This window comes from [Enterobacter] lignolyticus SCF1, assembly GCF_000164865.1.
GTDB lineage: Bacteria > Pseudomonadota > Gammaproteobacteria > Enterobacterales > Enterobacteriaceae > Enterobacter_B > Enterobacter_B lignolyticus.
In genome coordinates this window covers 1,190,256-1,206,132 of the sequence record NC_014618.1, presented here as the reverse complement: position 1 = coordinate 1,206,132, position 15,877 = coordinate 1,190,256, and the positions used below count along the sequence as shown (strand labels likewise).

The 15,877-nt window shown below is 55.0% G+C and carries 10 protein-coding genes, 1 tRNA gene, 3 rRNA genes and 1 other annotated feature; of the genes, 5 read left to right on the top strand and 9 right to left on the bottom strand.

What is annotated here, in order from left to right; genetic code table 11:
* Positions 1-17 precede the first annotated feature (17 nt).
* On the top strand, positions 18-338 hold the full coding sequence (locus tag ENTCL_RS05770; RefSeq protein ID WP_013365177.1) for a YfiM family lipoprotein: 321 nt from the start codon (positions 18-20) through the stop codon (positions 336-338).
* A 3-nt stretch (positions 339-341) separates the two neighbouring features.
* Here the strand turns inward: ENTCL_RS05770 and ENTCL_RS05765 are convergent, their stop codons facing one another.
* From ENTCL_RS05765 to rluD, 8 genes are all read right to left on the bottom strand, one after another.
* Positions 342-1,640, bottom strand: coding sequence for an MFS family transporter (locus tag ENTCL_RS05765; RefSeq protein WP_013365176.1), 1,299 nt, complete (start codon positions 1,638-1,640; stop codon positions 342-344).
* 266 nt (positions 1,641-1,906) lie between these two features.
* Positions 1,907-2,022: ribosomal RNA gene (gene rrf, locus ENTCL_RS05760) — 5S ribosomal RNA — on the bottom strand.
* A 65-nt stretch (positions 2,023-2,087) separates the two neighbouring features.
* A 23S ribosomal RNA gene (locus ENTCL_RS05755) occupies positions 2,088-4,990 on the bottom strand.
* Between the two features lie 194 nt (positions 4,991-5,184).
* Positions 5,185-5,260, bottom strand: a tRNA-Glu gene (locus tag ENTCL_RS05750).
* 86 nt (positions 5,261-5,346) lie between these two features.
* Positions 5,347-6,886 (bottom strand): 16S ribosomal RNA (locus ENTCL_RS05745).
* Together the 16S, 23S and 5S rRNA genes with 1 tRNA gene alongside form the textbook arrangement of a ribosomal RNA operon.
* 465 nt (positions 6,887-7,351) lie before the next feature.
* Complete coding sequence (gene clpB / locus ENTCL_RS05740; protein WP_013365175.1) at positions 7,352-9,925, bottom strand: ATP-dependent chaperone ClpB; 2,574 nt, start codon at positions 9,923-9,925, stop codon at positions 7,352-7,354.
* 128 nt (positions 9,926-10,053) lie between these two features.
* Positions 10,054-10,785, bottom strand: coding sequence for a purine nucleoside phosphorylase YfiH (yfiH, locus tag ENTCL_RS05735; protein WP_013365174.1), 732 nt, complete (start codon positions 10,783-10,785; stop codon positions 10,054-10,056).
* A complete protein-coding gene (rluD, locus tag ENTCL_RS05730) occupies positions 10,782-11,762 on the bottom strand; it encodes a 23S rRNA pseudouridine(1911/1915/1917) synthase RluD (protein WP_013365173.1) in 981 nt (326 codons plus the stop codon). Before rluD ends, yfiH begins: the two co-directional genes overlap by 4 nt.
* A gap of 130 nt (positions 11,763-11,892) precedes the next feature.
* Here rluD and bamD point away from each other — a divergent pair, with 130 nt between their 5' ends.
* The 4 genes from bamD to pheA all read left to right on the top strand — a co-directional run bounded on the left by bamD (position 11,893) and on the right by pheA (position 14,654).
* Positions 11,893-12,630: an outer membrane protein assembly factor BamD gene (gene bamD / locus ENTCL_RS05725; protein WP_013365172.1), complete on the top strand. Its 738-nt coding sequence runs from the start codon at positions 11,893-11,895 to the stop codon at positions 12,628-12,630.
* Positions 12,631-12,908: 278 nt separating this feature from the next.
* Positions 12,909-13,241, top strand: coding sequence for a ribosome-associated translation inhibitor RaiA (gene raiA / locus ENTCL_RS05720; RefSeq protein WP_013365171.1), 333 nt, complete (start codon positions 12,909-12,911; stop codon positions 13,239-13,241).
* Positions 13,242-13,345: 104 nt separating this feature from the next.
* Positions 13,346-13,471, top strand: a sequence feature (Phe leader region).
* On the top strand, positions 13,347-13,394 hold the full coding sequence (pheL, locus tag ENTCL_RS23590; protein ID WP_121497579.1) for a pheA operon leader peptide PheL: 48 nt from the start codon (positions 13,347-13,349) through the stop codon (positions 13,392-13,394). (Overlaps the previous feature by 48 nt.)
* 22 nt (positions 13,472-13,493) lie before the next feature.
* Positions 13,494-14,654, top strand: coding sequence for a bifunctional chorismate mutase/prephenate dehydratase (pheA, locus tag ENTCL_RS05715; RefSeq protein ID WP_013365170.1), 1,161 nt, complete (start codon positions 13,494-13,496; stop codon positions 14,652-14,654).
* A gap of 101 nt (positions 14,655-14,755) precedes the next feature.
* Here the strand turns inward: pheA and tyrA are convergent, their stop codons facing one another.
* Positions 14,756-15,877 (bottom strand): bifunctional chorismate mutase/prephenate dehydrogenase, encoded by a 1,122-nt coding sequence (gene tyrA / locus ENTCL_RS05710; RefSeq protein ID WP_013365169.1) that lies wholly within the window; start codon positions 15,875-15,877, stop codon positions 14,756-14,758.

The following is a 15,877-nucleotide window of genomic DNA, read 5'->3' as shown; positions in this document are numbered from 1 at the left end:
TTTTATGGGGTTTTACCATGCGTTTACTGCTTTTACTGGCATCTGCGTCATTGTGCGGCTGTAGCCATACGGCCAATGACGCATGGACCGGGCAGGATAAGGCGCAGCACTTTATCGCTTCCGCCATACTTTCCGCCGCCGGTAATGAGTATGCGCAGCATCAGGGGCTCAGCCGCGACCGCAGCGCGGCGTACGGATTCATGTTTTCCGTAAGCCTTGGCGCCGGAAAAGAGCTGTGGGACAGCCGTCCGTCCGGTAGCGGCTGGAGCTGGAAAGATTTTGCATGGGACATTGCTGGCGCCACAACCGGTTACGCGGTGTGGCAGCTGGCGCGCTGACCGCTACAGACGCAGCCCACCGCCTTTACGATGCAGCCTGAGCGACACCATAAACGCCAGCGCCCCCATCAGCGAGACGTACCAGAAAAAGAGGTGTTCACTACCGACCGACTTCAGCGACAGCGCAACATACTCTGCTGAACCGCCAAAGAGCGCATTCGCCACGGCATAAGATAGCCCGACGCCCAGCGCCCGCACTTTCGCCGGAAACATTTCGGCTTTCATCAATCCGCTGACGGAGGTGTAAAAACTCACGATCAGCAGCGCGCACATCACCAGTAAAAACGCCATCAGTGGGGATGAGACATGCTGCAAGGCGGTTAACAGCGGCACGGTAAAGAGCGTGGCCAGCACGCCGAAGCAGAGTATTGAGGTTCTGCGGCCTATCTTATCCGACAGCGCGCCAAAAAGCGGTTGTACCAGCATATAGGCCAGTAACGCAGCGGTCATCACCACGCTGGCGGTATTGGCGCTCATCCCCGTCGTATTCACCAGATATTTCTGCATATAGGTGGTAAACGTGTAAAAGCAGAGTGAGCCGCCCGCGGTAAAACCCAGTACCAGTAAAAATGCCCGGCGCTCGCGCCATAGCCCCTTAAAAGACCCCGCCTCACGCAGCACCCGATTTTCCTGTAGCGAGGTTTCATCCAGCCGATGACGAAGCCAGAGCGCAACAACGGCGAGCGCCGCGCCGAGCGCAAACGGGATCCGCCAGCCCCATGCGTGTAATGCTTCGCTGCTTAACGACTGCTGTAATATCACTACCGCCAGTAATGCCAGCAGTTGACCACTGATGAGCGTGACGTACTGAAACGAGGCAAAGAATCCTTTGCGCCCTGCTGGCGCCGCTTCGCTCATATAGGTCGCGATGGCGCCATATTCCCCGCCGACAGAAAGCCCCTGAAGCATTCTTGCCAGCAACAGCAGCGCCGGAGCCCAGGTACCGATGGCGGCGTATCCGGGCAAACAGGCAATGGCCAGCGATCCCAGACACATCATATACACCGAGATAATCATTGAGAGCTTACGGCCATGGCGATCGGCGATGCGTCCGAACAGCCAGGCGCCGATTGGGCGCATCAGAAAGCCGGCAGCAAATATCCCGGCACTGTGCAGCATCTGGGTGGTTGTATTCCCGGCAGGAAAAAAGAGAGGCGCAAAATAGAGCGAGCAGAAGGAGTAGACGTAGAAGTCGAACCATTCCACCAGATTTCCGGATGACGCTCCCACAATCGCCCATATGCGACGGCCAGTATCGCCACCGGTACGCGACTCGCGCGTGGCGATAGTGTTTTCAGCCATTACCATCGTACTCCAGCCCGATCCGCCGCAGGCGCTTACGCTCTACAGCAAGGCATTCAATCAGTAAATGTTATTTATTTGTTATAACCAAAAGCGTGTCGGATAGCACGCTTTTTATTAGCGCGATCACAAACTGAGATATAACGTAGAGGGACTGACGGTGCGACCCGTTTTTGTCCGGTGATGCTGCACTTACCGGATTTACGGATCAAAAGACAAAAACGCAAAAAGCCCATCCGTCAGGATGGGCTCTTCACTTGATTGATGCCTGGCAGTTCCCTACTCTCACATGGGGAGACCCCACACTACCATCGGCGCTACGGCGTTTCACTTCTGAGTTCGGCATGGGGTCAGGTGGGACCACCGCGCTGTTGCCGCCAGGCAAATTCTGTTATCTGTATCAGGCTGAAAATCGTCTCAAATCCGCCAAAACATCTTCGGCGTTGTAAGGTTAAGCCTCACGGTTCATTAGTACCGGTTAGCTCAACGCATCGCTGCGCTTACACACCCGGCCTATCAACGTCGTCGTCTTCAACGTTCCTTCAGGAGACTTAAAGTCTCAGGGAGAACTCATCTCGGGGCAAGTTTCGTGCTTAGATGCTTTCAGCACTTATCTCTTCCGCATTTAGCTACCGGGCAATGCCATTGGCATGACAACCCGAACACCAGTGATGCGTCCACTCCGGTCCTCTCGTACTAGGAGCAGCCCCCCTCAATTCTCCAGCGCCCACGGCAGATAGGGACCGAACTGTCTCACGACGTTCTAAACCCAGCTCGCGTACCACTTTAAATGGCGAACAGCCATACCCTTGGGACCTACTTCAGCCCCAGGATGTGATGAGCCGACATCGAGGTGCCAAACACCGCCGTCGATATGAACTCTTGGGCGGTATCAGCCTGTTATCCCCGGAGTACCTTTTATCCGTTGAGCGATGGCCCTTCCATTCAGAACCACCGGATCACTATGACCTGCTTTCGCACCTGCTCGCGCCGTCACGCTCGCAGTCAAGCTGGCTTATGCCATTGCACTAACCTCCTGATGTCCGACCAGGATTAGCCAACCTTCGTGCTCCTCCGTTACTCTTTGGGAGGAGACCGCCCCAGTCAAACTACCCACCAGACACTGTCCGCAACCCGGATCACGGGTCCACGTTAGAACATCAAACATTAAAGGGTGGTATTTCAAGGTTGGCTCCATGCAGACTGGCGTCCACACTTCAAAGCCTCCCACCTATCCTACACATCAAGGCTCAATGTTCAGTGTCAAGCTATAGTAAAGGTTCACGGGGTCTTTCCGTCTTGCCGCGGGTACACTGCATCTTCACAGCGAGTTCAATTTCACTGAGTCTCGGGTGGAGACAGCCTGGCCATCATTACGCCATTCGTGCAGGTCGGAACTTACCCGACAAGGAATTTCGCTACCTTAGGACCGTTATAGTTACGGCCGCCGTTTACCGGGGCTTCGATCAAGAGCTTCTCCTTACGGATAACCCCATCAATTAACCTTCCGGCACCGGGCAGGCGTCACACCGTATACGTCCACTTTCGTGTTTGCACAGTGCTGTGTTTTTAATAAACAGTTGCAGCCAGCTGGTATCTTCGACTGATTTCAGCTCCACCCGCAGGGGCTTCACCTACATATCAGCGTGCCTTCTCCCGAAGTTACGGCACCATTTTGCCTAGTTCCTTCACCCGAGTTCTCTCAAGCGCCTTGGTATTCTCTACCTGACCACCTGTGTCGGTTTGGGGTACGATTTCGTGTTACCTGATGCTTAGAGGCTTTTCCTGGAAGCAGGGCATCTGTCACTTCAGCACCGTAGTGCCTCGTCATCACGCCTCAGTGTTGAAGTGCTCCGGATTTGCCTGGAACACACACCTACACGCTTAAACCGGGACGACCGTCGCCCGGATGACATAGCCTTCTCCGTCCCCCTTCGCAGTAACACCAAGTACAGGAATATTAACCTGTTTCCCATCGACTACGCCTTTCGGCCTCGCCTTAGGGGTCGACTCACCCTGCCCCGATTAACGTTGGACAGGAACCCTTGGTCTTCCGGCGAGCGGGCTTTTCACCCGCTTTATCGTTACTTATGTCAGCATTCGCACTTCTGATACCTCCAGCAACCCTCACAGGCCACCTTCAACGGCTTACAGAACGCTCCCCTACCCAACAACACATAGTGTCGCTGCCGCAGCTTCGGTGCATGGTTTAGCCCCGTTACATCTTCCGCGCAGGCCGACTCGACCAGTGAGCTATTACGCTTTCTTTAAATGATGGCTGCTTCTAAGCCAACATCCTGGCTGTCTGTGCCTTCCCACATCGTTTCCCACTTAACCATGACTTTGGGACCTTAGCTGGCGGTCTGGGTTGTTTCCCTCTTCACGACGGACGTTAGCACCCGCCGTGTGTCTCCCGTGATAACATTCTTCGGTATTCGCAGTTTGCATCGGGTTGGTAAGTCGGGATGACCCCCTAGCCGAAACAGTGCTCTACCCCCGAAGATGAATTCACGAGGCGCTACCTAAATAGCTTTCGGGGAGAACCAGCTATCTCCCGGTTTGATTGGCCTTTCACCCCCAGCCACAAGTCATCCGCTAATTTTTCAACATTAGTCGGTTCGGTCCTCCAGTTAGTGTTACCCAACCTTCAACCTGCCCATGGCTAGATCACCGGGTTTCGGGTCTATACCCTGCAACTTAACGCCCAGTTAAGACTCGGTTTCCCTTCGGCTCCCCTATTCGGTTAACCTTGCTACAGAATATAAGTCGCTGACCCATTATACAAAAGGTACGCAGTCACCCCATTAAGAGGCTCCCACTGCTTGTACGTACACGGTTTCAGGTTCTTTTTCACTCCCCTCGCCGGGGTTCTTTTCGCCTTTCCCTCACGGTACTGGTTCACTATCGGTCAGTCAGGAGTATTTAGCCTTGGAGGATGGTCCCCCCATATTCAGACAGGATACCACGTGTCCCGCCCTACTCTTCGAGTTCACAACGTGTGCATTTTCGTGTACGGGGCTGTCACCCTGTATCGCCGGACTTTCCAGACCGTTCCACTAACACACGCGCTGATTCAGACTCTGGGCTCCTCCCCGTTCGCTCGCCGCTACTGGGGGAATCTCGGTTGATTTCTTTTCCTCGGGGTACTTAGATGTTTCAGTTCCCCCGGTTCGCCTCATTAACCTATGGATTCAGTTAATGATAGTGTGACGGATCACACTGGGTTTCCCCATTCGGACATCGCCGGGTCAAAGGTTCATATCACCTCGCCGGCGCTTTTCGCAGATTAGCACGTCCTTCATCGCCTCTGACTGCCAGGGCATCCACCGTGTACGCTTAGTCGCTTAACCTCACAACCCGAAGATGTTTCTTTCGATTCATCACCGGTTTGCGATAATTTGAGAGACTCGAACACACCATTAAAGATGTGTCGTTTCAATTTTCAGCTTGATCCAGATTTTTAAAGAGCAAATATCTCAAACGTGACTCGGAAGTCAGTTTTGAGATACTGAGGCAGGCGACTTTCACTCACACAACCAGCAAGTGGCGTCCCCTAGGGGATTCGAACCCCTGTTACCGCCGTGAAAGGGCGGTGTCCTGGGCCTCTAGACGAAGGGGACACTGAAGTCTGCTTCGGCAAGACGCCTTGCTTTTTACTTTTCATCAGACAATCTGTGTGAGCACTACAAAGGCAGGTTCTTTAAGGTAAGGAGGTGATCCAACCGCAGGTTCCCCTACGGTTACCTTGTTACGACTTCACCCCAGTCATGAATCACAAAGTGGTAAGCGCCCTCCCGAAGGTTAAGCTACCTACTTCTTTTGCAACCCACTCCCATGGTGTGACGGGCGGTGTGTACAAGGCCCGGGAACGTATTCACCGTGACATTCTGATTCACGATTACTAGCGATTCCGACTTCATGGAGTCGAGTTGCAGACTCCAATCCGGACTACGACATACTTTATGAGGTCCGCTTGCTCTCGCGAGGTCGCTTCTCTTTGTATATGCCATTGTAGCACGTGTGTAGCCCTGGTCGTAAGGGCCATGATGACTTGACGTCATCCCCACCTTCCTCCAGTTTATCACTGGCAGTCTCCTTTGAGTTCCCGGCCTAACCGCTGGCAACAAAGGATAAGGGTTGCGCTCGTTGCGGGACTTAACCCAACATTTCACAACACGAGCTGACGACAGCCATGCAGCACCTGTCTCACGGTTCCCGAAGGCACTAAGGCATCTCTGCCGAATTCCGTGGATGTCAAGACCAGGTAAGGTTCTTCGCGTTGCATCGAATTAAACCACATGCTCCACCGCTTGTGCGGGCCCCCGTCAATTCATTTGAGTTTTAACCTTGCGGCCGTACTCCCCAGGCGGTCTATTTAACGCGTTAGCTCCGGAAGCCACTCCTCAAGGGAACAACCTCCAAATAGACATCGTTTACGGCGTGGACTACCAGGGTATCTAATCCTGTTTGCTCCCCACGCTTTCGCACCTGAGCGTCAGTCTTCGTCCAGGGGGCCGCCTTCGCCACCGGTATTCCTCCAGATCTCTACGCATTTCACCGCTACACCTGGAATTCTACCCCCCTCTACGAGACTCAAGCCTGCCAGTTTCGAATGCAGTTCCCAGGTTGAGCCCGGGGATTTCACATCCGACTTGACAGACCGCCTGCGTGCGCTTTACGCCCAGTAATTCCGATTAACGCTTGCACCCTCCGTATTACCGCGGCTGCTGGCACGGAGTTAGCCGGTGCTTCTTCTGCGAGTAACGTCAATCACTGTGGTTATTAACCACAGTGCCTTCCTCCTCGCTGAAAGTACTTTACAACCCGAAGGCCTTCTTCATACACGCGGCATGGCTGCATCAGGCTTGCGCCCATTGTGCAATATTCCCCACTGCTGCCTCCCGTAGGAGTCTGGACCGTGTCTCAGTTCCAGTGTGGCTGGTCATCCTCTCAGACCAGCTAGGGATCGTCGCCTAGGTGAGCCGTTACCCCACCTACTAGCTAATCCCATCTGGGCACATCTGATGGCATGAGGCCCGAAGGTCCCCCACTTTGGTCTTGCGACGTTATGCGGTATTAGCTACCGTTTCCAGTAGTTATCCCCCTCCATCAGGCAGTTTCCCAGACATTACTCACCCGTCCGCCACTCGTCACCCGAGAGCAAGCTCTCTGTGCTACCGTTCGACTTGCATGTGTTAGGCCTGCCGCCAGCGTTCAATCTGAGCCATGATCAAACTCTTCAATTTAAAAGTTTGATGCTCTTAGAATTAAACTTCGTAATGAATTACGTGTTCACTCCAGAGACTTGGTATTCATTTAGTGTCCGAGGACATTAAGAATCCATGTCACTTTGAGTGCCCACACAGATTGTCTGATAAATTGTTAAAGAGCAGTGCCGCGCTGTTTTTCGCTGCGGCGCGGGGTGTGCATATTACGCTTTCCCGCTTCAGAGTCAAGCATTTATTTTTGCTTTTCTCTGTGGTGTTCCCGCTGGCTTTCGCCGGATAACCCCGCTGACCCGGCGGCCTGTATGCCGTTGTTCCGTGTCAGTGGAGGCGCATTATAGGGAGTAATTCTGAAGTGACAAGAGGAAATTTCAAAAAACCTTTCGTTCGTTCACTTTTCAGGCAAACATCAGCGCGAAGCGCCATTTCTGCCTGGTTTTTAAACAAAAACGAGCCCCTGAGGGCCCGTTTTATTCGTTTTGTGACTTACTGCACTGCGACAATGTGTTCGTCTTTGACGACCAGCTGCACGGCTTTGCCCGGAACCAGCTCACCTGACAGGATTTGCTGCGCCAGCGGGTTTTCGATCTGCTGCTGAATAGCACGCTTCAGCGGACGCGCGCCATACACCGGATCGTAACCATTTTCGCTCAGCAGCTTCAGCGCCTCGTCAGAGATATGCACCTCATAGCCACGCTCTTCCAGACGCTTATACAGCCGCTGCAGTTGGATCTGCGCGATAGACGCGATGTGTTTCTCACCCAGCGGATGGAACACAACGACTTCATCGATACGGTTAATAAACTCCGGACGGAAGCTGTGGCTGACAACGCCCAGCACCAGATCCTTCATATGGCCATAGTCCAGCTCGCCGAAACGCTCCTGAATCAGATCGGAGCCCAGGTTCGAGGTCATGATAACCACCGTGTTGCGGAAATCGACCGTTCTCCCCTGCCCGTCCGTCAGACGACCATCGTCAAGCACCTGCAGCAGAATGTTGAACACATCCGGGTGCGCTTTTTCCACTTCATCCAGCAGGATGACGGAATAAGGGCGACGACGTACCGCCTCCGTCAGGTAACCGCCTTCTTCATAGCCGACGTATCCCGGAGGCGCCCCGACCAGCCGGGACACGGAGTGTTTCTCCATAAACTCGGACATGTCGATACGCACCATCGCGTCGTCGCTGTCGAACATAAAGTTAGCCAGTGCTTTGCACAGCTCGGTTTTACCGACGCCGGTTGGCCCCAGGAACAGAAATGAACCAATCGGGCGATTAGGATCGGACAACCCGGCGCGGCTACGACGAATGGCGTTAGAGACCGCCTCGACGGCTTCGTTCTGCCCAATCACGCGGCTGTGCAGCTCCTGCTCCATACGCAGCAGTTTTTCACGCTCGCCCTCCAGCATTCTGGCAACCGGAATACCGGTCCAGCGCGCCAGCACTTCGGCAATTTCCGCGTCGGTTACTTTATTACGCAGCAGACGCATGGTCTTGCCCTCAGACTGCGTAGCGGCGGCAAGCTGCTTCTCCAGCTCAGGAATTTTACCGTACTGCAGCTCGGACATCCGCGCCAGGTCACCCACGCGACGCGCCTGCTCAATAGCGATTTTCGCCTGCTCCAGCTCGGCCTTGATGGTCTGCGTTCCGGAGAGTGACGCTTTTTCAGCTTTCCACTCTTCTTCTAACGCCGAATACTGGCGCTCTTTGTCGTCCAGCTCTTCATTCAGCATATCCAGACGTTTACGGCTGGCTTCATCAGACTCTTTTTTCAGCGCCTGTTGCTCCAGCTTGAGCTGGATAATCCGGCGGTCGAGCCTGTCCAGTTCTTCCGGTTTCGAGTCAATCTGCATACGGATGCTGGACGCCGCCTCATCAATAAGATCAATGGCTTTATCCGGCAGCTGGCGATCGGCAATATAGCGATGCGACAGCGTCGCCGCCGCCACGATGGCCGGATCGGTAATCTGCACATGGTGGTGCAGCTCATAGCGCTCTTTCAGACCACGCAGAATGGCGATGGTATCTTCGACCGAAGGCTCGGCGACAAACACTTTCTGGAAACGACGCTCCAGCGCCGCATCTTTTTCAATGTACTGACGATACTCGTCCAGCGTCGTTGCGCCCACGCAGTGCAGCTCGCCGCGCGCCAGAGCAGGCTTCAGCATGTTGCCTGCGTCCATTGCGCCATCGGCTTTACCGGCGCCGACCATGGTATGCAATTCATCAATAAACAGGATGACGTTGCCTTCCTGCTTCGCCAGATCGTTGAGCACGCCTTTTAAACGTTCTTCAAACTCGCCGCGGTATTTCGCCCCGGCCACCAGCGAGCCCATATCCAGCGACAGCACCCGACGGCCTTTCAGCCCTTCCGGCACTTCGCCGTTAACGATACGCTGCGCCAGACCTTCCACGATGGCAGTTTTACCGACTCCCGGCTCGCCAATCAGCACCGGGTTGTTTTTAGTACGGCGCTGCAACACCTGGATAGTACGACGAATTTCCTCATCACGGCCGATCACCGGGTCAAGTTTGCCCTGCTCGGCACGCTCGGTCAGATCGACCGTATATTTTTTCAACGCCTGACGCTGGTCTTCAGCACCCTGATCGTTCACGCTGTCACCTCCGCGCATTTGTTCGATCGCCTGGGTCACGTTGGCAGCTGTTGCTCCGGCGGATTTTAAAAGGTCGGTCAGCGTGCCGCGTGATTCAAGCGCCGCCAGAATGAAGAGCTCTGACGAAATAAAGTTGTCCCCACGTTTTTGCGCCAGCTTGTCGCAAAGATTCAGTACGCGGACCAGATCCTGCGACGGCTGCACGTCGCCGCCGGTGCCTTCCACCTGCGGTAAACGGCTCAGCGCCTGATCGATGGCGGTGCGCAACTGGCCGGCATTAATGCCAGCAGAGGTTAATAAAGGACGTACCGATCCCCCTTCCTGATTCAGCAAGGCGCTCATTAAATGAAGAGGTTCGATGAACTGGTTGTCGTGCCCAAGTGCGAGCGACTGGGCATCGGCAAGAGCAAGCTGGAATTTGTTAGTAAGACGATCCAGACGCATAACTCCTCCCATAACAGGTCAAATTTGCTACTGGAGATTAAATGAGGTCATCCCTCAATTATTCAAGGTTAAAGACCTGAACTATGCGAAAAATAAGTTTGCCTTCTGGATCGTCTTGATTCTTTAGGTTATATCAGCCAAATGAAACTTGCCATACGCCCGGTGCTCTTGTCGCGTCGATAAGAGAAAAAATCATCCTTTTCACGTAGCGTACAGCGCTCACCGCCAAAAACCTGCGTGACCCCGGCGCGCGCCAGGCGCTGCCGTGCAAGCTGATAAATATCCGCATAGTATTTTTCGCCCACAGGACGAAACGCGCTATCCGCACGTTCATCTTTCGTCATGAAGGCATCGCGAACTTCCGGCCCAACTTCAAACGCGTCAGGACCGATTGCCGGGCCGAGCCAGGCAAGAAGGTTATCCGGACGGTCGCTGAAGCAGGCAATGGTCTCCTCCAGCACGCCATCGCAGAGTCCGCGCCAGCCGGCATGCGCCGCCGCCACTTCCGTACCGGCCTTATTGCAAAACAGCACCGGCAGGCAGTCCGCCGTCATCACCGCGCAGACCTGGCCGGGAATATTGCTGTAGGACGCATCCGCCCGTTTTGACGCGTACTCGCCTCCGGTGAGGCGCAACACCGCTTTGCCATGCACCTGCTCGAGCCAGACCGGGCGCGACGGCAGTTCCGCCGCCGCATAAAAACGGCGACGGTTTTCTTCGACATGCGCCAGGTCATCGCCGCAGTGGGCCCCGAGGTTCAGGGAATCCCAGGGCGCTAAACTCACACCACCAACGCGCGTAGAGCTACAGGCCGCTACACCTTTCGGCACAGGCCACTGCGGAACGATTACCTTTGTCATAGCCAGTCAACATCATCCTTATGGGCTTCAAAATCGGCACGCATCGCGTCAATCAGATCCACCATATCCTGAGGAATTGGCGCATGCCACTCCATCTCAATGCCGCTGATCGGGTGATACAGGCGGAGCATGGTCGCATGCAGCGCCTGGCGGTCGAACTTGCGCAGTGCCGTAATAAATTCGTCAGAAGCGCCCTTCGGCGGGCGCGGACGGCCGCCGTACAGCTGATCGCCCACCAGCGGATGGGTAATGTGCGCCATATGCACGCGGATTTGGTGCGTGCGCCCGGTTTCCAGACGCAGGCGCAAACGCGTGTGCACACGGAAATGCTCCATAATGCGGTAATGCGTTACCGCCGGTTTCCCCATCGGATGCACTGACATATGGGTGCGTTTCGTCGGGTGACGGCTGATAGGCTGCTCCACGGTGCCGCCTGCGGTCATATGGCCGATAGCCACCGCTTCGTACTCGCGGGTGATTTCGCGCAGCTGCAGCGACTCCACCAGACGCGTTTGCGCCGGGACCGTTTTGGCGACCACCATCAGGCCGGTGGTGTCTTTATCCAGGCGGTGGACGATGCCCGCGCGCGGTACGTCAGCGATCGGCGGATAATAGTGCAGCAGCGCGTTCAGCACCGTGCCGTCCGGGTTACCGGCGCCTGGGTGAACCACCAGATCGCGCGGCTTGTTGATAACGATGATATCGTCATCTTCATAGACGATGTTCAGCGGGATATCCTGCGCTTCGAAGCGCACGTCTTCCTCGATTTCAGCGTTGATGGCGACATTTTCTCCCCCCAACACTTTCTCTTTCGGCTTATCACACATCTTGCCATTCACCAGCACGCGCTGGTCGAGGATCCATTCTTTTATGCGCGAACGCGAATAATCCGGGAACAATTCGGCCAAAGCTTGATCTAAGCGTTGACCAAGTTGGTTTTCGGACACCGTTGCGGTGAGTTGTACTCGTTGTGCCATATACAGCTTCTTCGTTAACGTTGGGTTTTACGGCTTTGCCGTTTAATATAGTGTGCTATTGTAGCTGGTCTTAATCGGGAGCAGGAACGATAATCTCCCGCATAAACATTCTGAGGAAAGTCAAAACGTCATGACGCGCATGAAATACCTGGTGGCTGCCGCCACACTGAGCCTGGCTTTGGCGGGTTGCTCCGGTTCAAAGGAAGAGGTGCCAGATAACCCGCCAAATGAAATTTACGCGACTGCTCAACAAAAACTGCAGGACGGTAACTGGAAACAGGCGATAACGCAACTGGAAGCGCTGGATAACCGCTATCCGTTTGGCCCTTACTCCCAGCAGGTTCAGCTGGATCTGATTTATGCGTATTACAAAAATGCCGACCTGCCGCTGGCTCAGGCCGCCATCGATCGTTTTATGCGTCTGAACCCGACGCATCCGAATATTGATTACGTTATCTATATGCGCGGTCTGACGAACATGGCGCTGGATGACAGCGCCCTGCAAGGCTTCTTCGGCGTCGATCGCTCCGACCGCGATCCGCAGCACGCCCGCGATGCGTTTAACGACTTCACCAAACTGGTGCGCGGCTACCCGCAAAGCCAGTACGCCACCGATGCCTACAAACGCATGGTGTTCCTGAAAGATCGTCTGGCGAAGTATGAGCTTTCCGTCGTGGATTACTACACCGACCGCGGCGCATGGGTTGCCGTTGTCAACCGCGTAGAAGGCATGCTGCGTGATTATCCGGATACCCAGGCAACGCGCGATGCCCTGCCGAAAATGGAAAACGCATATCGCCAGATGCAGATGAACGCGCAGGCGGACAAAGTGGCGAAAATCATCGCCGCGAACGGTAGCAAGACCTGATGCACCGACCACTCTGAATGAAAAAATGGCAGCCGCGATGGCTGCCATTTTTTTAGCATAATTTATGTTCCGCTGAACCGGTTTAGCGGTGAGTTAACTTATCAACTATGACCGCCTTTCCCCACTTCCTCAAGTAAAAGATCGCCTGTTCCTGTCCTGTCTCACAAAACATGTTCATTGACAAAAAGTGACAAAATAACGTGATGCAAATCACACATTTTGACATTAGGAACGGTATGCTGGAATCACCAAGACGGGAAAGACAAGAGGTAAAATTTATGACAATGAACATTACCAGTAAACAAATGGAAATTACTCCGGCAATCCGCCAGCATGTCGCAGACCGTCTCGCCAAACTGGATAAGTGGCAAACGCATTTGATTAACCCACATATCATTCTGTCTAAAGAACCGCAGGGCTTTATCGCCGATGCCACTATCAATACGCCGAACGGCCACCTGGTCGCCAGCGCACGACATGAAGATATGTACGTCGCAATTAACGAATTGATCAACAAGCTGGAAAGGCAGCTCAATAAAGTGCAACACAAAGGGGAAGCACGTCGCGCCGACGCATCGGTGAAAGACGTCAACTTCGTTGAACAAGAGTAATCCTTAACAACTGTGTTTAGTCAACGCGCCTTCGGGCGCGTTTTTTATTGACAGCGTGAAAACAGTACGGTTACTTTAACGACATCAACAGCCAGAGAATCTCTGATGAAACTGCTCCCGTTTTTCTTCGCATTCTTTTTTACCTTCCCCTGAACGGGAGGCGATTCGTCATGTGATAAAGAATGCGAAGACGAACAATAAGGCCTCCCACTCCGGGGGGCCTTTTTTATTGATAACAAGAAAGGCAACATTATGACTGCGGAAAACCCGTTACTGGCGCTGCGTGAAAAGATAAGCACGCTGGATGAAAAACTGCTGACGCTGCTTGCCGAGCGTCGCGAGCTGGCTGTTGAAGTCGGTAAGGCAAAACTCACCTCTCATCGCCCGGTGCGCGATATTGACCGCGAGCGCGATCTGCTGGAACGCCTGATTACGCTTGGCAAAGCGCACCACCTTGATGCCCATTACATCACCCGCCTGTTCCAGCTGATTATCGAAGACTCCGTTCTCACTCAGCAGGCGCTGTTGCAGCAGCATCTGAATAAAATCAACCCACACTCCGCCCGCGTCGCCTTTCTCGGCCCTAAAGGTTCTTACTCCCATCTGGCGGCGCGCCAGTATGCCGCCCGTCATTTCGAGCAGTTTATCGAAAGCGGGTGTACAAAATTCGCCGATATCTTCAACCAGGTGGAGACCGGCCAGGCCGATTACGCGGTAGTGCCAATTGAAAACACCAGCTCCGGCGCCATCAACGACGTTTACGACCTGCTGCAGCACACCAGCCTGTCCATCGTCGGCGAAATGACGGTGCCAATCGATCACTGCGTGCTGGTTTCCGGCTCGACCGACCTCAACAGCATCGACACGGTGTACAGCCATCCACAGCCGTTCCAGCAGTGCAGCCAGTTCCTCAACCGCTACCCGCACTGGAAAATTGAGTACACGGAGAGCACCTCCGCGGCGATGGAAAAGGTCGCGCAGGCAAACTCGCCGCGCGTCGCGGCGCTGGGTAGCGAAGCCGGCGGCGCGCTGTACGGATTGCAGGTGCTGGAGCGCAACCTCGCCAACCAGCAGCAGAACATTACCCGCTTTGTGGTGCTGGCGCGTAAGGCCATCAACGTGTCCGATCAGGTTCCGGCGAAGACCACGCTGCTTATCGCCACCGGGCAACAGGCCGGTGCGCTGGTTGAGGCGCTGCTGGTCCTGCGCAACCATAAGCTCATCATGACCAAACTGGAATCGCGCCCGATTTACGGCAACCCGTGGGAAGAGATGTTCTATCTGGATATCCAGGCCAACCTGGAGTCAGAGGCAATGCAGAAGGCGCTGAAGGAGCTGGGCGACATTACCCGCTCCATGAAGGTACTCGGCTGCTATCCGAGCGAAAACGTGGTGCCCGTCGACCCGAGCTGACGTTCAGTAATGCCGGATGGCGCCAGGCGTATCCGGCCTACAGTTCATACAATTTTTGTAGGCCTGATAAGACGCGCCGGGGCTGCCATCAGGCAGCCTGCTTATTGCCGGCTGTCGTTCGCCTGGCGCAGCAGCGTACGGCTTTCGCTCTGAAAACGCTGAGCATAATCGCCAAACCAGTGCTCAACCTTACGGAAACTGTCGATAAACGCCTGCTTGTCACCCTGCTCCAGCAGGCCGATCGCCTCGCCAAAACGGGTGTAGTAGCGTTTGATCAGCGCCAGATTGCTTTGCGATGACATAATAATGTCGGCGTACAGCTGCGGATCCTGGGCAAACAGACGGCCGACCATCGCCAGCTCAAGGCGATAGATGGGCGACGAGAGCGCCAGCAGCTGTTCAAGCTGCACATTTTCTTCCGCCAGGTGCAGACCGTAGGCGAAGGTCGCAAAGTGGCGCAGCGCCTGGATAAACGCCATGTTCTGATCGTGCTCCACCGCGCTGATGCGGTGCAGACGCGCGCCCCAGACCTGAATCTGCTCAAGGAACCACTGGTACGCCTCCGGCTGACGGCCGTCGCAGTACACCACCACCTGCTTGGCCAGGCTGCCGCTGTCCGGCCCGAACATCGGATGCAGACCCAGCACTGGCCCACTGTGCGCCGCCAGCATCGCCTGCAGCGGCCCCGCCTTCACCGACGCAAGATCGACCAGAATGCAGTCTGCCGGCAGCGCCGGCAGCCGCGCAATGGTCTGCTCGGTGACATGAATCGGCACGCTGACGATAACCATCCCGGCATCAGCCACCAGCTCCTCAGCGCGCCCCCAGTCCTCTTTCTCGAGGATCCGCACCTGATAGCCGGAGAGCGTCAGCATCTTTTCAAACAGACGCCCCATTTGCCCGCCGCCGCCAACGATGACGACCGGGCGCAGCTGCGGATACAGGGTTTTGAAGCCCTTATCATTTTCGCTGGAGTAGGACTCACGCATTACCCGGCGCAGCACGTCTTCAATAAGGTCAGGCGGTACGCCAAGCGATTCCGCTTCAGCGCGGCGCGACGCCAGCATAGAGGCCTCACGCTCGGGAACGTAAATGGGCAAGCCGTACCTGCTTTTCACCTCGCCCACTTCGGCAACCAGCTCCAGACGGCGCGCCAACAGCCCCAGCAGCGCCTTGTCCACCTCATCAATTTGATCGCGTAGCGCGGTCAGTTCAGCAACCAT